Source organism: Exiguobacterium sp. SH0S1, assembly GCF_004337165.1.
Taxonomy (GTDB): domain Bacteria; phylum Bacillota; class Bacilli; order Exiguobacteriales; family Exiguobacteriaceae; genus Exiguobacterium; species Exiguobacterium aurantiacum_A.
Map to the genome: position 1 here is coordinate 539638 of NZ_SJVC01000001.1, position 18449 is coordinate 558086.

21 protein-coding genes are annotated in these 18449 nt (G+C 54.2%); 15 read left to right on the forward strand and 6 right to left on the reverse strand.

What is annotated here, in order from left to right:
- Positions 1-89: 89 nt before the first annotated feature.
- The 10 genes from EVJ20_RS02720 to hisE are packed head-to-tail and all read left to right on the forward strand — an operon-like array spanning position 90 to position 7040.
- Entirely contained in the window at positions 90-1013 is a 924-nt protein-coding gene (locus EVJ20_RS02720; RefSeq protein ID WP_070327390.1) for an ATP phosphoribosyltransferase regulatory subunit, read from the forward strand.
- Positions 1010-1618 (forward strand): ATP phosphoribosyltransferase, encoded by a 609-nt coding sequence (gene hisG, locus EVJ20_RS02725; RefSeq protein WP_070327389.1) that lies wholly within the window; start codon positions 1010-1012, stop codon positions 1616-1618. The genes EVJ20_RS02720 and hisG overlap by 4 nt, the downstream gene beginning before the upstream one ends.
- The gene (hisD, locus tag EVJ20_RS02730; RefSeq protein WP_070327388.1) at positions 1615-2832 is read left to right on the forward strand and encodes a histidinol dehydrogenase; all 1218 of its coding nucleotides are present in this window, start codon (positions 1615-1617) and stop codon (positions 2830-2832) included. The genes hisG and hisD overlap by 4 nt, the downstream gene beginning before the upstream one ends.
- The gene (locus EVJ20_RS02735) at positions 2829-3845 is read left to right on the forward strand and encodes a pyridoxal phosphate-dependent aminotransferase (protein WP_131465198.1); all 1017 of its coding nucleotides are present in this window, start codon (positions 2829-2831) and stop codon (positions 3843-3845) included. The genes hisD and EVJ20_RS02735 overlap by 4 nt, the downstream gene beginning before the upstream one ends.
- On the forward strand, positions 3832-4419 hold the full coding sequence (gene hisB / locus EVJ20_RS02740) for an imidazoleglycerol-phosphate dehydratase HisB (protein ID WP_070327386.1): 588 nt from the start codon (positions 3832-3834) through the stop codon (positions 4417-4419). Before EVJ20_RS02735 ends, hisB begins: the two co-directional genes overlap by 14 nt.
- On the forward strand, positions 4416-5003 hold the full coding sequence (gene hisH, locus EVJ20_RS02745) for an imidazole glycerol phosphate synthase subunit HisH (protein WP_071397365.1): 588 nt from the start codon (positions 4416-4418) through the stop codon (positions 5001-5003). Before hisB ends, hisH begins: the two co-directional genes overlap by 4 nt.
- Entirely contained in the window at positions 4981-5700 is a 720-nt protein-coding gene (locus tag EVJ20_RS02750; RefSeq protein ID WP_131506988.1) for a 1-(5-phosphoribosyl)-5-[(5-phosphoribosylamino)methylideneamino]imidazole-4-carboxamide isomerase, read from the forward strand. The genes hisH and EVJ20_RS02750 overlap by 23 nt, the downstream gene beginning before the upstream one ends.
- Complete coding sequence (gene hisF, locus EVJ20_RS02755) at positions 5687-6454, forward strand: imidazole glycerol phosphate synthase subunit HisF (RefSeq protein ID WP_070327383.1); 768 nt, start codon at positions 5687-5689, stop codon at positions 6452-6454. The genes EVJ20_RS02750 and hisF overlap by 14 nt, the downstream gene beginning before the upstream one ends.
- Entirely contained in the window at positions 6403-6735 is a 333-nt protein-coding gene (hisI, locus tag EVJ20_RS02760) for a phosphoribosyl-AMP cyclohydrolase (RefSeq protein ID WP_131465196.1), read from the forward strand. Before hisF ends, hisI begins: the two co-directional genes overlap by 52 nt.
- A complete protein-coding gene (gene hisE, locus EVJ20_RS02765; RefSeq protein WP_070327382.1) occupies positions 6732-7040 on the forward strand; it encodes a phosphoribosyl-ATP diphosphatase in 309 nt (102 codons plus the stop codon). The genes hisI and hisE overlap by 4 nt, the downstream gene beginning before the upstream one ends.
- Positions 7041-7081: 41 nt before the next feature.
- Here hisE and EVJ20_RS02770 read toward each other — a convergent pair whose 3' ends face one another.
- The gene (locus EVJ20_RS02770) at positions 7082-8005 is read right to left on the reverse strand and encodes a DUF7916 family protein (protein WP_070327381.1); all 924 of its coding nucleotides are present in this window, start codon (positions 8003-8005) and stop codon (positions 7082-7084) included.
- 88 nt (positions 8006-8093) lie between these two features.
- Here EVJ20_RS02770 and EVJ20_RS02775 point away from each other — a divergent pair, with 88 nt between their 5' ends.
- Positions 8094-8648: a maltose acetyltransferase domain-containing protein gene (locus EVJ20_RS02775; protein WP_016509483.1), complete on the forward strand. Its 555-nt coding sequence runs from the start codon at positions 8094-8096 to the stop codon at positions 8646-8648.
- Positions 8649-8691: 43 nt separating this feature from the next.
- Here the strand turns inward: EVJ20_RS02775 and EVJ20_RS02780 are convergent, their stop codons facing one another.
- The 5 genes from EVJ20_RS02780 to EVJ20_RS02805 all read right to left on the reverse strand — a co-directional run bounded on the left by EVJ20_RS02780 (position 8692) and on the right by EVJ20_RS02805 (position 13277).
- Entirely contained in the window at positions 8692-10050 is a 1359-nt protein-coding gene (locus tag EVJ20_RS02780; protein ID WP_131506990.1) for a glycosyltransferase family 2 protein, read from the reverse strand.
- A 191-nt stretch (positions 10051-10241) separates the two neighbouring features.
- The gene (locus EVJ20_RS02785; protein ID WP_070327379.1) at positions 10242-11252 is read right to left on the reverse strand and encodes a pyridoxal phosphate-dependent aminotransferase; all 1011 of its coding nucleotides are present in this window, start codon (positions 11250-11252) and stop codon (positions 10242-10244) included.
- Positions 11249-12007, reverse strand: a complete 759-nt coding sequence (locus EVJ20_RS02790) for a transporter substrate-binding domain-containing protein (protein WP_070327378.1) — start codon at positions 12005-12007, stop codon at positions 11249-11251. The genes EVJ20_RS02785 and EVJ20_RS02790 overlap by 4 nt, the downstream gene beginning before the upstream one ends.
- 122 nt (positions 12008-12129) lie before the next feature.
- Entirely contained in the window at positions 12130-12660 is a 531-nt protein-coding gene (locus EVJ20_RS02795; RefSeq protein WP_131465192.1) for an AAA family ATPase, read from the reverse strand.
- A 110-nt stretch (positions 12661-12770) separates the two neighbouring features.
- Positions 12771-13277, reverse strand: a complete 507-nt coding sequence (locus EVJ20_RS02805) for a hypothetical protein (protein ID WP_070327376.1) — start codon at positions 13275-13277, stop codon at positions 12771-12773.
- Positions 13278-13419: 142 nt separating this feature from the next.
- On the opposite strand from EVJ20_RS02805, the gene EVJ20_RS02810 reads away from it, so the two are divergent.
- The 4 genes from EVJ20_RS02810 to mutS all read left to right on the forward strand — a co-directional run bounded on the left by EVJ20_RS02810 (position 13420) and on the right by mutS (position 18447).
- Positions 13420-14883, forward strand: coding sequence for a phytoene desaturase family protein (locus EVJ20_RS02810; protein ID WP_131489809.1), 1464 nt, complete (start codon positions 13420-13422; stop codon positions 14881-14883).
- Positions 14884-14899: 16 nt separating this feature from the next.
- A complete protein-coding gene (locus tag EVJ20_RS02815; protein ID WP_071397378.1) occupies positions 14900-15328 on the forward strand; it encodes a GNAT family N-acetyltransferase in 429 nt (142 codons plus the stop codon).
- A gap of 102 nt (positions 15329-15430) precedes the next feature.
- Positions 15431-15862, forward strand: coding sequence for a RicAFT regulatory complex protein RicA family protein (locus EVJ20_RS02820; RefSeq protein ID WP_070327373.1), 432 nt, complete (start codon positions 15431-15433; stop codon positions 15860-15862).
- A gap of 53 nt (positions 15863-15915) precedes the next feature.
- Positions 15916-18447 (forward strand): DNA mismatch repair protein MutS, encoded by a 2532-nt coding sequence (mutS, locus tag EVJ20_RS02825; RefSeq protein ID WP_070327372.1) that lies wholly within the window; start codon positions 15916-15918, stop codon positions 18445-18447.
- Positions 18448-18449: the final 2 nt, after the last annotated feature.

Below are 18449 nucleotides of genomic sequence, written 5' to 3' on the forward strand. Positions count from 1 at the left end.
TTCGCCGGTTGACAGCATTGGCTTGATTTGATAAATTTAACACACTACTTTAGTTTGGTAAAGTGATAATAAGGTAAAGGGTGATACTGATGATTTGGTTCAATAAAAAAGGATCCATCCCGGAAGGATGGCACGAGTTGCAAGGTGAGGACGTGCTGCGTCCGAAGCAATGGATAAAATCATTTTTAGAGCGGGCCGAGGGGGACGGCTATAGTGTGATCGAGCCGCCGCTCGTTGAATACTATTCCCATTATCAAGATCTCGCACTCTTCGATGAGTCGGCGTATTACCGCTTGTTCGGCAACGATGGGGAGTTGCTCGTCATGCGACCGGACTACACGCTCCAGATCGCAAGGAAGCTCGCCGACGGACATGAACCGATGCGCGTCGCTTATGCCGGTGCCGTCTATCGACGCACGCCGAAGCATTCGGGACAACCGCATGAACGTCAGCAACTCGGTCTTGAATGGATCGATGGGGATTCAAAAGATATGGAGTTGATCGAATCGTTCCTTAGTATGACGGAACGGGTCCTGCCGAAAGGAAGCTTACGCATCCAAGTCGGATCTGCTGCATTGATCGCGTTAGTGGCGAACGAGGCCGGTATCCCGGAACGGACGTTGCGTCAATACTTAGCACTCCGTAATTTGGAGTCACTTCGCGACCTCGCGGAATCGTATCAATACCCGTTGATCGCCAAGCTGCCGTTCTTGATCGGTGACTCGGCGTTAGCAGAGTTACGCGACCTCGCGGAACCGGGCTTAAAACCGGCCATCGACGAAGTGGAGCATGCGGTCGAACATCTACGTGCGATCGGATTGAACGTCTCGTACGACTTCGGACAGACCGGCGACTTTGATTATTATTCAGGTTTGACCGTGACCGGCAGTATCGACGGCAGACGCGTCCTCTCAGGTGGCCGTTACGACTCGTTATACGGGCATTTCGGACAGTCGCGACGTGCCTTCGGACTATCGCTCGACTTAGAACAGTTAGGTGAGGTGATCAAATGAAAGTCGCAATCGCGAAAGGGCGCATCGAAACAGCGGCCCGTGAGTATTTTGAACAAGTCGGTCTCACCGTTTGGCCGGAAAAGCGGGGCCGTGAGTTGACCGTCGAAGTAGACGGTCATGAATTCATCTTCGTCAAAGGCGATGACGTCTATAAATACGTCATGCATGGCGCAGCGGACGTCGGAGTCGTCGGCGGCGACATTTTACGCGAGAAGACACCAGGCGTCCTCGAAGTCGTCGATTTGCCATTCGGCCGTTGTCGTATGGCGGTATGTGGTCCGAGAGAACGGAGAAACGGTACGAAGAAGCTGAAAGTTGCCAGCAAGTATCCGAATATCGCCATCTCGCACTTTGCCTCGAAACGTCAAAACGTCGAAGTGATCGCTTTGAACGGTTCGGTCGAACTCGCGCCGTTGACCGGTCTCGCCGACTGCATCGTCGATATCGTCGAGACGGGGGCGACGCTTCGCGCGAACGATTTAGAAGAATATGAGACGATTTTCACGGTTAACGCGAAATTCATCACGAGCGAGACAGCGCTCGCGAACGACCCGGACGAATTGAAAGCGTGGATTCGCCGGTTAAGCAAGGAGGCAGACAGATGAACGGACAAACGAATCGCACGCGCCGAGAACAGTGGGCAGAAGCCGTCAAACCGATTTTAGAATCGGTTGAGGCGAGAGGTGACGCGGCGCTCCTCGAATGGACGACGCAATTTGACGGGGTCGATGTGATTGAAACGGTCGACCTTGAGACGTTTGAACCGCCGGAGGCGTATCGGGAATTGACCGAGGCGCTAACGCTCGCGGCCGAACGGATCCGTACGTTTCATGCGCGGCAACAGCGTCAAGACGACGTCTTCGAAGATGAGATGTTCCGGCTCGGTCGTCGGTTCATGCCGCTCGATTCGGTCGGCGTCTATGTGCCTGGCGGGACGGCGGTCTACCCGTCGAGTGTGTTGATGAACATCATCCCAGCGAAAGTGGCCGGAGTGAAGCGGGTCGTCATGGTGACGCCACCGAAACAAGGCGGGATCGACTTATCGCTGTTGATTGCCGCGAAGATTGCCGGTGCCGACGAATGTTATCTCGTCGGTGGCGCCCAAGCCGTCGCCGCACTCGCGTTCGGCACCGAGACGATTTCGGCCGTCGATAAGATCGTCGGGCCGGGCAACGCTTATGTGGCGACCGCGAAGTCACTCGTCTCGCATTTCGTCGGGATCGATTCCGTCGCCGGTCCGTCCGAAGTGTTGATCATCGCCGACGAAACGGCCAATCCTAGATGGGTCGCAGCCGACCTGCTCGCGCAAGCCGAGCATGACGTCGAAGCGACAGCACTCGCCCTCGTGACGACAAGTGAACAGGCCGAAGCGATTCGGTCTGAGCTGGACAAGCAACTGCTCGATCTGCCACGCCGTGACATCGCGGTCGAAGCGCTCAAGCGCGGAGGCGTTCTCGTCAAAACGAAAGCAGAAGCAATTCGCTACGCGAACGATATGGCGGCCGAACACGTGCAACTTGCGGTGACAGATCCAGCCGATTATATGGCACAGATTCGCCACGGCGGCTCGTTCTTCCTCGGCCATGAGGCGGCCGAGGCGTTCGGTGACTATATTGCCGGACCGAACCACGTCTTGCCGACGAGCGGGACGGCCCGCTTCTCGAGCGGACTGTCGGTCGATGATTTTTACCGCAGACAGACGTTTCTCGAGATGACAGCGATCGACGAAGCGGTCACACGCGCCGCGATCCGAATCGCGAGACAAGAACAGCTTGAAGGACACGCCCGAGCGATGGCGGTCCGATTGGAGGACGTATGAGACGTAACTATACAGCGATCCCGCGCTATGTCCCACATGCGGTGAGCGGATACGCGCTAAATCAAAACGAGAGTCAATTCGAGCTGCCGGAGCGCCTGCAACGAGCGATTCAGCTCGTGACGCTCCGCTCACTCAGCCGTTATCCGGTCGATGAGCTGACGGCCCTTAAAACTAGCTATGCGACTTATGCGGGTGTACAAACTGACCAATTGATGGTCGGGAGCGGCAGCGATGAGCTGCTCGCCATACTTTGTCAAGCCATTCTCGACACAGAAGACGTCGTCTTGGCACCGGCACCCGACTTTTCGATGTACGGCATTTACGCGCACATCGCCCGGGGCCAGTTCTTCCAACCTGAGGCAGACGGCCTCACGATCGATTCATTGCTTCGATTGATTGAAGCGAACGAACCGAAACTTGTGCTCGTGTCGAACCCGAACAATCCGACCGGGAAGATGTGGACGCTCGACCAATTAGAAATGATTGCGAAACAAGTCCCGTACCTCGTCGTCGACGAGGCGTATATCGACTTCACGATGAGTGATTCCTTCAAGTCGCGACTCGCGGATTACCCGAACGTCATCATTTTGCGGACGTTATCGAAAGCGTTCGGGCTCGCGAACTTACGGATCGGCTTCATGATCGCCCATCCCGATTTGATCGAGAAGATCGACCGGTTCCGCTCGCCGTTCAACGTCAGTGGATTGAGCGCGGCTGTTGCGACCGTCGTCCTTGACGACCCGGATTATATCGCTCAGTCCGTCGCCTTCCATAACGGGCAACGTCAAAAGCTCGAACGACTGCTCGCGCCAATCGGCAACGTCTTGCCGAGCCGGGCCAACTTCCTATACGTCGAGACGCCCAATAGTGAGATGTGGGCCGAGCGGTTCCTCGCTTACGGTGTCCACGTCCGTGCGTTTCCGACCGGACTGCGCGTCAGTGCGGGGACGGACGAGGCGTATCGATTCATCAAACAAATGTTAGAAGAGGTGACTTCTTTTGAGAACAGCTGAAATTAAACGTGAGACGAAAGAAACGAACATCGAGCTTCGCCTCGATTTAGACGGTACAGGTCAAAGTGACATTAAGACAGGCGTCGGCTTTTTCGACCATATGTTGACACTGTTCGCCTTCCATAGCCGCATCGACTTAACGGTGCAAGTCGAAGGGGACACGTGGGTCGATGCGCACCACACGGTCGAAGACGTCGGCATCGCCCTCGGGCAGATGATCTTAGAAGCGCTCGGGGACAAAGTCGGGATCCGTCGCTACGGGACGAGCTACTTGCCGATGGACGAGACACTCGCCCGGGCCGTCATCGACGTCTCGGGACGCCCGTTCCTCGTCTACCGAGCTGAAATCAACAATCCGAAGCTTGGTGACTTCGACACGGAACTCGCGGAAGAGTTCTTCCGCGCCGTCGCGATGAACGCGCGGTTGACGCTCCATCTTGACGTGTTATACGGCTCGAACTCGCACCATATGATCGAAGGGCTGTTCAAAGCGTTCGGCCGCGCCCTCGCCGAAGCGATCGGGAAAGACGGGCTCGACCGCCTCCCTTCGACGAAAGGACGGATCGAAGGATGAACGTCGCGGTGATTGACTACGGCATGGGAAACGTCTTCAACGTCGAACGGGCGCTACAAGCGATCGGTTGTTACGTCACGATCACGAACGATCCGGCTGAAATCGAAGCGGCCGACGCCATCCTCTTGCCTGGCGTCGGTGCGTTCCCGCAAGCGATGCAGTCGCTTGAGGACACGGGACTCATTCCGTTGCTCAAGCGAGTGGCGACAGAGAAGCCGTTGCTTGGGATTTGTCTCGGGATGCAACTGTTATTCGAGTCGAGCACGGAAGGCATGCCGACGCCAGGACTTGGTTTGATTGAAGGACGGGTCGAACGGATGCGGGCCAAACGGTTGCCTCACGTCGGTTGGAACTCGATTTTACGCGACGAGGACGTCTATTTCGTCCACTCGTATCACGTCGTGACCGCTGACGACAATATCGTCGCCTCAGCTGACTATATGGGAGAGCGCGTACCGGCCATCGTCCGATCAGGTCTCGTGACCGGGATGCAATTTCACCCGGAGAAGAGCGGCGCGTTCGGACTCAGCTTATTAAAAGAATGGAAGGAGGCGGTCGAACGTGAAACTGCTACCGGCAATTGACTTAATCGGCGGCAAGATTGTCCGCCTGACTGAAGGTGATTTCAACACGGAAGAGCAATACGGCGACCCGTATGAGAAGTTAAAAGAATGGACCGGGCGCGTCCCGATGCTCCACTTGATCGATTTAGAAGGAGCGAAAGCTGGTGAGCCGAAACATCTCGATGTCGTCCGTTTCGCCAAATCGTGCGGCTTTTTCGTCCAGACGGGCGGAGGGATTCGCTCCGAAGCAGCGCTTGATGCTGTCATGGCTACTGGTGTGGACCGTGTCCTGCTCGGTACGAAAGCGTTCACCGATCCTGATTTCCTGGACCGGGCACTCGCCAAGTACGGGAGTCGTGTCGCCGTCGCCCTTGACGCCTATGACGGCATCGTTGCCATCAACGGCTGGCAAGACGCGACCGAACTAAATGACATCGATGTGGCCATCGATCTCGCCAGCCGCGGGGTCGAGACGATTCTTTACACGGACATCGGTTCGGACGGGAAACTGAACGGACCGAACTTAGAGCGCATGAAGGCGCTCCGGGAAGCTGTCTCGGTCACGCTCATCGCCTCGGGCGGTGTCACGACCGAAGCCGACGTCAAGGCACTGAGTGAGGCCGGAATTGATGAGGCGGTCGTCGGGAAAGCGCTCTTGTCTGGCAAAGTCAGTCTTGACGACTTGATCGAATGGGAGGCGCGACATGCTAAAGCGTAGAATCATCCCATGTTTAGACGTGAAAGACGGACGTGTCGTCAAAGGCATCGAGTTTGTCGAACTGCGTGACATCGGTGACCCTGTCGAGATTGCCAAGTACTACGACGCCTCAGGTGCGGATGAACTTGTCTTTCTAGACATTACGGCAAGCACGGAACGAAGACAGACGATGCTTGACGTCGTCAGTGCCGTCGCCCGAAAAGTGTTCATCCCGCTCACGGTCGGGGGCGGCATCCGTTCACTTGAAGACATCTCGTCCCTGCTCAAAGCAGGAGCCGACAAAGTGTCGCTCAACACGCTCGCCGTCGAGTCACCTGACTTGATCAAGCGGGCAGCCGAACGTTTCGGTTCCCAGTGTATCGTCGTCGCCATCGACGTCCGTTTCGAAGAAGGTGACTATTACGTATACACATACGGTGGGAAACACCGGACCGAGCTGACGGCAGTCGATTGGGCCAAGCGCGTCGCTGAACTCGGGGCCGGGGAGTTGCTCGTCACGTCGATGAACCAAGACGGGAAACAGAGTGGCTATGATTTAAAAATTCTCGAATTGCTACGGGCAGCGGTCGATATCCCGATCATCGCCTCAGGCGGGGCCGGGAACGCTGAACACGTCGTCGAGGCACTTGAAACAGTCGACGCCGCCTTACTCGCTTCGATCTTGCACGACCGAAAAACGACAGTAGAAGAGGTGAAGCACGTATGCAGCGCGAACAACTTGCCGATGCGGTTCGTTACGACGCAAACGGACTAATCCCGGCGATTATCGTTTCGACGGAAGATAACGCCGTGCTCATGCTAGGTTATATGAACGATGAGGCGATTCAGAAGACGATTGAGACGAATATCGTCACGTTCTGGTCACGTTCGAAAGGGCGGCTTTGGATGAAAGGTGAATCGAGCGGCAACACGCTCGACCTTGAGAGCATCCATGTCGATTGCGATCAAGACGCGCTGTTAGTCCGCGTCCATGCGAACGGACCGACGTGCCATACCGGAAATCGCAGTTGCTTTTTTACGGAGGTGAACACATGATCCACGAACTCGAAAAGCTGATTCAAGAACGAAAGACAGAGCCGAAAGAAGGTTCTTATACGTCGTACTTGTTTGATGAAGGGTTAGACAAAATCGCGAAAAAGTTTGGGGAAGAGTCGTTCGAGGTCGTCATTGCGGCATTGAACGATGAAGACTTGGTCGAAGAGACGGCTGATTTGTTGTACCACTTGCTCGTCTTGCTCGCAGCCAAAGGCGTCTCCTTACATGACGTCGAGACGTTGCTCGCCGAACGGCATGGGACGACGACACCGGCGAAACCGCGCCGCGACGTCACGGAATGGTGACAGACAAAGGGAAGGAAGCCGCGGCTTCCTTCCCTTTCTGGTTAACGATTGACGGAAGCAGCCATACGAATGTACGTATGACGGCGTCCACGGATGGCGATTGACAACGCCTGAATATTCTCAGGTGTGGCGATTCCGGACAGACCGGCGTCGCCGATATGGAAGATGTCGGTACCGCCGCGTTTTGATGATAAGGCGATGTCGCGGATCGTCCCTTCGTCGGCGCCTTCTTGTGACGTTCCGATGGCGGCCAAGACGAGCTTGTTCAGTGCTTGGATTTCTTGCGTCACGTGATAGAACTCATCTTCACGGACACCTGGGACGGTTCCTGGCGCGGGAATCAAGATGATGTCGGCACCAGCTTCGGCAAAGCGGACGTACGCATCACGGTCGATCACGTTACCGACACCCGCTTGATGCATCTTCCCGGCAATGATGACGCCGGCAAATTCAGATCGGGCCGTGATGATCGCCTTTTCGATGGCCTCATTCGTGACACCGGTGTTCGGATTACCGGTCAAACAGACGAAGTCGATTCCGAGTTCGGAAGCGCGGGCGAACGCTTCCTGCGTCGCCAGTCGGCCTTGTTTCACGTCGAACATGTCCGAGGACTTCTCGCTGAAGTCGACAGGCTCGAGATTGACACCGACCGGCAGTCCGATCAGCCGTTTTAATTCCGTGATCGGATTGTCGGACATCGTCTCACCCGGGATGTCGCCGAATAGGGCGTGGCTTTCAAGCCCCTTTATGTACGGATGGAACACGTCAAGCATGTTGAGCAAGATCATGTCGGCACCGAAAGCCCGGGCGAGCTCGGCGTTCGTCACTTCAGGATAGAGCGGCTGCACGGTCGGAATGACTTCGGCGAGCACGGTCCGGCCTTCGGCTTTTCGGATCGACTCAATCAAATCGTTACGGTTGAACGTCAAGAAATCACTCGCTTTGCAATCAAGAATGCGTTTCATAGTCAATTACCTCCTCTGATTCGTCCATTTTCCTATTCCCTATTCTCGCCAATATTCCTCTATAATAAAATAGAATGGAGGCAAAAACATGACAGAAAAAGAAAAGATGATTCAAGGTGAACTTTATCTGGCCGGTGATTTGGAACTCGTCGCTGACCGGCGGCAGGCGCGACGTCTGACGGAGCGGTTCAATCAGTCTGGGATCGATGAGCTCGACGTCCGCAAGCAAGTACTCGGCGAACTGTTCGGTTCGACCGGGGCATCGTTCTACCTCGAACCGACGTTCAAGTGTGACTACGGATACAACATTCATCTCGGGGACCGTTTTTTTGCGAACTTTGACTGCGTGTTTTTAGATATCTGTCCGATCCGGTTCGGAGATGATTGTATGCTTGCTCCAGGTGTCCATATCTATACAGCAACACATCCGCTCGACCCGACGGAACGGATCTCGGGCCTCGAGTATGGCAAACCGGTCACGGTCGGACATCGCGTCTGGATCGGTGGCGGGGCCATCATCAATCCGGGCGTGACGATTGGGGACGATGCGGTCATCGCCTCAGGTGCGGTCGTGACGAAAGATGTGCCGGCCCGTGCCGTCGTCGGGGGAAATCCGGCCCGAGTGATCAAGCTAATTCCATGAATCTTAAAATGACCTTTCCGAACTCGTTCGGAAAGGTCATTGTTCATTTCCAGACTCGTTTTACGTTGAGCGTTTCTTGAGCATAACCCCAAACGGAAATCGGGGACATGAACAATTGATAGCTCACAACAAAAAAGAGGAATCCGAAGAAGTTTTTGCGGACCCGTAAGTTCAAGTTTTTGAAAACGTAATCGCGTTGGTAGAAGTAGAGCAGTCCATAGCTAAGGACGGTCAATGGCAGGACGAGGAGCGTCATCGGTCCAACGATCCAATAATGACCGAACAGAGCGAGAACGAGACCTGGGATCCAGAAGAACGTGAAGGCGATATCGAGATACGGCATGATCAAATTGACCCCGGTCAAGTACTTCGTATAAAGCTGGGGCTGACGCCACGGTTTCACTTCTTGCAATCCCTCGATCATCCCACGGGCCCAACGCGACCGTTGACGCGCGAAATGGCGGAACGATTCAGGCGCGTCCGTGAACGCGACGGCGAGCGGTTCGAAATAGACGCGACGTTTCATTTCAAGGAGACGCCACGTGAGAACGATGTCTTCTCCGATCGCGTCCGGCCAACCGCCGACTCGTTTGACGGCATCGGTCTCGTACAAACTGAACGCACCTTGAGCGACGAGTGTCCCTTGGTAAAGCCCTTGAAGCCGCTTGATCGATGCGATGCCGAGAAAATAATCCCACTCTTGAAGCCGTGTCCAAAACGAACTGCGGCTATTGCGAACGAGCATGCTGCCGGCGACGGCACAGACGTCTTTTGGACTCGACACGAGCCGTGCGACCAAATAGCGAATCGCGGACGGATGAATCAACGTATCGGCATCGAGCGTGATGATGTATGAGGTAGTCACTTTCGTTAAACCGTAATTGAGCGCTTGGAACTTGCCGGCTCTCGGTTCATGCAATAGCTCGATTTGTAAGTCGAAATCTTCTTGCGCCCGCATCACTTCGGCTGATGTCGCATCGCTTGAGTTGTTATCAATGACGAATACTTGGAGCGGGCCCGTGTAGTCTTGCAGTGCCACGTAACGAATCGTCTCATAGATGGATGATTGTTCGTTGTAGGCGGCAATCATGACCGTCACGGCTTCGTCCGGATGTTCGTTTGTGAACGGCGGCTGCCGATCGAGGATGAGACTAGCGAGCAAGAACGCCATCAAATAGCCCGGAACGTAAGCGATACCACCGATGATGAACAAGGCGAGCACCCAATTCGTCAGTGCAGCCAAATCGGTCAACCAAGGTAAAGAGATGTAGATAGAAAACAATAACCAGAGCCATGAAAAACCGTGTGCCAACCAAAAGCGAGTCAAAATCGTCCAATACCAACGATTTCCGATGCGATTGCGTCCCCATCTCGATTCGACCGGTTCATTTCGTGAAATCATATGATGTCCTCAATTCTGTTTCAATGGAAACGAGCTTGTCTAATATTGAAAATATATCGTTCAAGTTAGATATACAGACAGCAAATTGAATTTTGATGGGGAATGATTATAAAGTCAACAAATGATGCGTCGTGCATAAAAAATATTGACCCAAATTAAAAACAGGACCCGGGTCCTGTTTTTAGTTTTAGTTATGAAATTGTTTCGGATGCGTGCGCCCAAGCCATCAATGTTTGTCGAGCAAGGGCAAGTGCTTGCTCGTTCCCGAGCGTGACGCGGATCCCGTCCGGTTGCCGCGACGTATGGATGCCGTGCTCGGCTAAGTGGGACCAAACCGCTTCGGGTTGGTCGAGTGTGACGTATAAAAAATTCGCCTCAGCTGGCTGAACTTGACCGATCGTCCCGAGTAACTCTGACCACTTGACGCGCATGTCGTGATGCCAAGCGATCGACTCGTCCAAGTAGGTCGCATCAGCCAAAAAGACGTTGGCAATTTTCGCGCTCACACCGCTTATATTGAACGGGGGGACGAACTGCCGGAAATACTGAGCGAGTTCGGTCGTCGTGATCATAAACCCGAGACGGACGTTGGCTAAGCCGAACGCCTTTGATAGCGTCCGTAAGACGATCACGTTCGTCAGTTCATTCAAGTGCGTGACGATACTCGATGCAGGCGTGAAATCGATATACGCCTCATCGACGATCAAATAAGGGACGAGGCCTGCCAGTTCGGTCAACTCACCGACCGTCCACAACTTACCGGTCGGGTTGTTCGGGTTCGACAACAGCAACAGCTTCGGTGCATGTTGCTGAATCGCCAGGGCGAGCGCCTCATACGATAAATCGTCCGCCTGAACATGCCGACCGTGTGCGATCGTCGTGAAGATCGGGTAGAGCGCGAAGTCAGGACTCGGTGACAAGACGACGTCTTCTGGTGACAAGAGCGCCTGCGTGACGACGTGAATCATCTCATCACTGCCACAGCCGACGAGCAACTGGTTCGGTTCGACGCCAGCATAGGCCGCGTAGCGGGTGAACAGTTCATCGATCGGTTGGACCGGATACTCATGCAGGTCATGGAACGAGATTGTTGCCAGCTGTTCATGCAATCGCTTCGGCACCGGGAACTGGCTTTCGTTTTGATTCAACCGATGTCCTTCCGGATAAGTGACGGGATAGATCGGGAGGTCGACTTGCCTCATTCCGTCGGCTCCATCGAGAACCATTTTTTAGCGAGTTTATCGATCTCGCCTGAGTCGATCATCTTGTTCAGCTCATCGTTGAACTGATCACGCAAGTCGTCTTCCAATTTGAAAGCGGCCGCCGATCCTTTTTCGCCGTCTTCTTTAAGCGCGAACGTATAAAGACCTGCGTCTTGGTCTAAGTATTTTTGAGCGACCGTGTCTTCGATGACCATCGCGTCGATGCGGCCCGTGTTCAACTCTTGAACGATTTCTGGAATCTTATTCAATGAGACGAGTTCAGCGTCAGGTGCTTGGTCTTGAGCGATAGTCTCTTGAATTGAAGCGGTCTGGACGCCGATCTTCTTGCCGGCTAGCGCTTCGATCTCTTTTAGCGATTCATCTTTTGTCATGATCAAGTTCGTTGCCGATAAATAGATGTCCGAGAACGACGCATTTTCTTTCCGCTCTTCGGTCGGCGTCATGCCAGCCATGACAAAGTCGATCCGTCCGGCGTTCAAGGCTCCGAGCAAACTACCGAAGTCCATGTCCTCAATCTTTAACTCATAGCCGAGACGCTCTGTGACCGTTTCAGCGATCTCGATGTCGAAACCGACGATCTCATCCCCGTTCGCCGTATCAACGAACTCATATGGGAAGTAATCGGCACTCGTTCCCATGACGAGTGTCTTTTTTTCTTCTCCCGTTGTCTCTTGGCTGCACCCCGCTAATAATGCGCTTGCGACTAGTCCCCCTGTAACGATCCACTTTTTCATGTATGAATTCCTCCTTCAAGATATGAGACTAAGTGTAATTGTATAATTATTAATTGTAAAGTATAAAAATACAGAAAAGCTAAAAAAAATCATCCAGTCCGCTTTAAACTGGATGACAAGGATCATCCGTCAATCTGCTGCACGTAGCTGATGACGTCGGTCAAATAGGTCTCGATCGGGCGATTTGCATCGATTGTAAGCGTATGCATAAAGTCTGGTTTTTTACGATTTGCGACAGTTCGATGAAAATCGTCCGGGGAAACGGATTCGATTTGACTAATCTTGCGTTCGCGCTCGGAAAGGCGGCGATTGATTTCATCGACGTCGTCGACGACACACTCGACGTAGCGATAAGTGGCGCCATGGTTTTCGGCGAGTGCCAATCCGCGTTCAAGCATCACATCATACAGGCAAGGGCTGTCCAGAATGACGTTCCGGCCTAGTGACAAATTGAACGCAACAAGCGCCCAATCGATGTCATAGGCGACTTTTCCGGCCAGTGCCGGGTCAAGCTTATGATCCACCATTGATTCGAGCAAGGCTGTCTTCGTCACGTCATGGTCGACGATGACCGCATTGAGCTGAGGCGCGATGGCACGGGCCAGCGTCGATTTGCCTGAGCCCGGAAATCCGGACATTTGTAAAAAGAACATGGTCTCACCTTACTTTTCGTTTGATTTACCACGGCTGAAACCGGCGAATAACCTGCCACCGAACGGCAACATCGCCTCGTCAACGAAGCAGACGAGGTCGTCAATCTCATTCATTTGTTCATGTCTTCTTTTGCGGTGATGTTCCATTTTTTCAACGCTCCGTCTTCTTCGTAAATGACCCGGACTTCCATCTGACTCAGTACGAGCCGTTGCTCCGAGGCAAAAAGGACGAGCGGATAGCCGGTCGACAGCGGCTCGTCCGCCTCATAAATGGGACTGTGGGCCTGCATCGCGTAATAGCCGTCAGACCGGGTGTTAGCCGCACCGGCGTCAACTTGGATGACTGTCTCGAAACCTTGTAGCCGTAGTACGTAACTGTACGTCGTTCGGGCCCCACGTTCGAGCCGCCATTCCTCAATCACGGCCTCATGATCGTTTTGATTCGCTTCGAATAAAACTTCTTGCGCCGTGTATTCTCGTTCATATGGAATCATCTCTTGAATGTTGACGGCCGTCATCGTCGCGAGTTTTTGCGATTCTTCCGATGGCGGTGTGATGAGAATCCCGATAAAGATCAAGATAGGGATGAGCAAATAAATGATGACCCGACTTTGCATATGGCTTCACCTGTCCTTTATCGAGTTTTTTCGCCATAATTTGTCAGAACCCTGCCTGACACTTGAAAAATGTCACGAGCAGCACGTTCAATCGTCAAAAATAGGACGACCGGATGTATGATGAATTCAGGAGGGGATTGGGATGAAGATTGGGGTTATCGGCGGGGGAATTGCCGGGTTGACCACGGCGGCTCTCGCTAGTCGATCGGGACATGACGTGATCGTGTTTGAATCATCGCGTGAATGGGGCGGATGTGCCGGTAAGTTTGACCGCGGGGACTACCGTTTCCCGGCGGGGGCGACGCTCGGGATGGGGTTCGAACGAGGCGGACTCCATCAACGCGTGCTCGACTACTTAGACGAGGCGGTCGCAGTCGAGAAGCTCGACGAAGTAATGCATGTCCATCTGAGTGATCGAACGGTCGTCTACTATCAAGCGCGCCAAGCGTTTCTCGATGAACTGAGTATGAAGTTTCCGGAACTGCAGTCGGATATCCGGTCATTTTTTCAAGAAGTATGGACGGATTTTGATAGAATCCGACCGCTGTTCGAGCGATTGCCGGCTTTACCGCTCCGGACGCTTGACGATGCGCTGACCGCATTTCGCGGATTTCGGCCGAATCAAGTAGCGGCACTCGTAAAACTATATCGTCCGCTACATGAAACGTTGCGACGTCATCGGTTGGGCGGGACACCGTTCGAGCAATTCATCGATGGCATTTTACTCGATAGTTTACAGACGGGGGCACGCGAGGCGAGTCACTTGCTCGCGACCGTCGCGCTATCGATTTATCATGAAGGGGCATTTTACGTCGAAGGTGGATTGTACACACTCGCCCACGCCTTGGAACGATCGATTCGACATAGCGGAGGCACGACGCTGCTCGGTCGTCAAATCATGAAAATCGAGCGCGTCGCCGACGGCTGGTTATTGACCGATCGCCGGGGCCGGCTTGAGATCGTCGACGTCGTCGTTGCCGCGATCCCGCTCGAGGCGACACAGCGCTTGCTGAGCGGTGCTGACGAGCGTCGATTTGCCGGGCAATATCGACGTCAGTTGAAGCAATCGCAATGGGGCACGTTCAGTCTATACGTGACGTTGCCCGAGCGCGTCTGTCTGGACCGGCCCTTATTCCAACAAGTGTATACGGACGACTTGCCGTCCGGCCATGCCTTCATCTCGATGTCGGCCGAGGACGACGTGTTACGGACGTCTCTCCCCGAACGGACCGTGACGGTCTCGACGCATATCGATTTATCAGAGTGGGACGATTGGAAAGACAGGGCCACCTATGAGAAACTAGAAGCAATATGGACCGAGCGTCTCATCTCGGCCGTGAAGCGGGCGTTTCCGGACTGGACGGGCGAATCAGCGGTCCTCCTTCCCGGGGGTCCAGGAGCGTGGGTGAAATATACGAGACGACCGCACGGTGCTGTCGGCGGCTATGCACAAACACCGCGTCAGGCTCTGTTCCATGCCGCGAGCTATCGGACGACGCTACCGAACTTTTTCGTGTGCGGGGATACGGTGTTCCCGGGAGCGGGGACGATCGGGGCAATGACGAGCGGGTTGCACGTCGGACGTGCGCTCGGTGCAAAGCTATAATGAAGGAGACGGTGTCATGCATAAGAAAACATTTAATGAGCTGACGACGAAAGAACTGTATGATCTGTTGGCGCTGCGGACCGAGGTGTTCGTCGTCGAGCAAGATTGTCCGTATCAGGAAGTCGACGGGAAAGATGTCACGGCGCATCATTACTGGATCGAAGAAGACGGTGTGATGGTCGCCGCACTCCGAGTTCTCGTCGAAGAAACGCCGATCGCCATCGGTCGTGTCGTCACGAAAGCGTCACATCGAGGCAAAGGGTACTCGCGCAGGCTAATGGAAGAAGCTGTCATTGACTTCGGGTCCGTCGAGCTCTACTTACAAGCTCAGACATACGTCGAACCGTTCTATGCGAGTTTCGGCTTTTCGCGAACGAGTGAAGAATACTTAGAAGACGGTATCCCGCATGTTGATATGACGCGGGAAAGAACAAAATCTTCCTAAAGCAGTGCGGTACCGTTCGCCAGAAGTTCATGGTAGAATGTTGAGGAATACATGCGCACATGAAAACGTGCGATAACATTATAGCGTGCAAAGGGGTTTACGATGGTGACTGACCAACAAGTAATTGAAAAAGCGAAAGAATTAGCCGACCTTTTGGCAAAGACTCCAGAAGTGGCCCGCTTCAAAGAAGCGGAAACGAAAGTGAACGAAAGTGAACGCGTCCAAACGTTGATCAAACGGATCAAATATTTACAAAAAGAAGCGGTCAACTGCAAACATTACGGCAAGACCGAAGCGCTTGCCAAAGTCGAACTAAAAATCGACAAGGCGATGGACGAACTCGATTCGATTCCGGTCGTCCAGGCGTTCCAAGAGACACAAGTCGAAGTGAACGACCTCCTTCAATACGTGACGGTGACGCTCGCCAACTCGGTGACGGACCGAATCATCGAAGCGACGGAAGGCGACGTACTCGCAGGTAAAACAGGAAGCGGCATGGCAGCGGAGAAATCACGCGGCGGTTGCGGATACTAAAAAACAACAGCTGGCCTTTGGTCAGCTGTTCTACTTTATAGAGGTGAGACGAAATGGAAGCGATACATCAGACACCGATGATGAAGCAATATTTTTCAATCAAGGCGGATTATCCTGACGCCTTTGTATTTTACCGGCTCGGTGACTTTTACGAGCTCTTTTTTGAAGACGCCCAAATCGTGGCGAAAGAACTCGAATTGACGCTCACCGCGAAAAACGGCAAAAACGCCGAGCATCCGATCCCGATGTGTGGAGTCCCGCATCACTCGGCAGCCGTCTACATCGAGCAGTTGATCGAAAAAGGATTCAACGTCGCGATCTGCGAGCAGATGGAAGATCCGAAAGCGACAAAAGGCCTTGTGAAGCGGGAAGTCATCCAAGTCATCACGCCAGGTACTTACATGGCCGCGCTCGGAGACAAAGACAACCGTTATTTGGTCGCAGTCGCCAAAGTTGGTGAAACCTACGGGGTCGCCCGTGGTGACGTGACAACAGGTGAATCTTGGCTGACGACGTTGCCGACGAAAGAAGCGGTCCTCCGTGAAGTCGAAGGATTGGTCCCGAGTGAGATATTAGTCGATGACGATCAGCTCGCGGACATGTTGCAACCGCTCGGGATCCCGCTGTCGATTCAAGTCGAACGCCGGTCGAGCGAACTGTCCGCATCGGCGAAAGACGACGCCCAAGTGAGCGCGTTTGATTTGCTGTACGCCTATTTGACACGGACGCAAAAGCGGGCGCTCGACCACTTGCAGCCGGCGATCGCCTATGAGGTCGAGGCCCACATGCAGCTCGACCCGAATACGGCACGCAATTTAGAACTGTTCCGCTCGGCCCGGTCCGGAGAACGGAAAGGCTCACTCTTATCACTGCTCGACGAGACGACGACCGCCATGGGTGGACGTCTTTTAAAGCGTTGGCTCGAACAACCGCTCTATACAGAGCAAGCGATCCATGAGCGTCAAGACGCGGTCGAGAACTTACTTGACGATTTCATGCTGCGCGACCAACTCCGGGACGAATTGAAACACGTTTATGATATCGAGCGGCTCGTCGCGAAAGTCGGCTACGGGACGGCGAACGCGCGCGATCTCGTACAATTGCGCGACACACTAGCACGCATCCCGGCTTTGAGCGTGATGCTCGAAGCGGTCGCATCAAGCCGGTTGCATCATATCCATGAGGACTTGGACACGTTCGAAGACTTGGCGGCGCTTCTTGAAGCGGCGCTCGTCGAATCTCCACCGATCTCGACGAAAGAAGGCGGAATGATTCGTAAAGGCTATTCTGAAGAGCTCGATCAGTTGCTTGAAGCGAAAGCGAACGGGAAGTCGTGGATCGCCAACCTGGAGCAACAAGAGCGGATCGCGACCGGGATCAAGTCATTAAAGATCGGCTACAACCGTGTCTTCGGGTATTATCTCGAAGTGACGAAAGCGAACGCCCGTTTACTCGAAGAAGGTCGGTACGAGCGGAAACAGACGCTGACGAACGCCGAACGCTACGTCACGCCCGAGCTGAAAGAAAAAGAAGCGCTCATCCTCGGTGCGGAAGAGAAGAGCTGCACGCTCGAGTATGACTTGTTCGTCACACTGCGCGACCGAGTCAAACTCGAGACGAAACGGTTGCAACAGCTCGCACGGTCGCTCAGTGAACTTGACGTCCTGCTCGCTTTGGCGATCGTCGCCGAAAAGCGGGACTACGTGCGTCCGACAGCGTCCGCAAACGTTCAAATCGATCGCGGCCGGCACCCGGTCATCGAGACGGTTCTGCCACGCGGTGACTATGTCGCCAACGACTTGACGCTTGACGACTCGCGTCAGATGCTGTTGATCACCGGACCGAACATGTCCGGTAAATCGACGTACATGCGCCAGTTCGCGTTGATCGCGATCATGCACCAAATCGGATCGTTCGTCCCAGCCGAGGCGGCCGAACTGCCGCTGTTTGACCGCATCTTCACTCGCATTGGGGCAGCGGACGACCTCGTGAGCGGTCAGTCCACGTTTATGGTCGAAATGACCGAGACGCGCCAGGCCGTGACCGAGGCGACGGCGAACAGCCTGATTTTGCTTGATGAGATCGGGCGCGGGACGTCGACGTATGATGGGATGGCGCTCGCGCAAGCGATCGTCGAATATATCGCCTCCTCAATCGGCGCGAAGACGCTGTTCTCGACGCATTATCATGAGCTGACCGTCCTCGAAACGACGATCCCGACGCTCGAGAACGTCCACGTCCGCGCCATCGAACGCGACGGACGCGTCGTCTTCTTGCATGAAGTTCATCCAGGCAAGGCCGACAAGTCTTACGGCATCCACGTCGCGGAACTGGCCGATTTGCCGCAATCGCTCATCGAACGAGCCCGGACGATCTTAACAGAGCTCGAACAAGAGAAAGAGCGGGTCGCTGCCCCGACTGACCCGATAACGAAGAAGTCGAGCGATGAAACCGCTCAGCTCTCTTTGTTCGAGACAAAAGATGAGTTAAAACAACAATTGCTCGAGCTCGATCTTTTAGCGATGAACCCGATCGAGGCGATGCAGGCGCTCTATGCGCTCCAACAGTCTGCGAAGAAAGGGTGAGT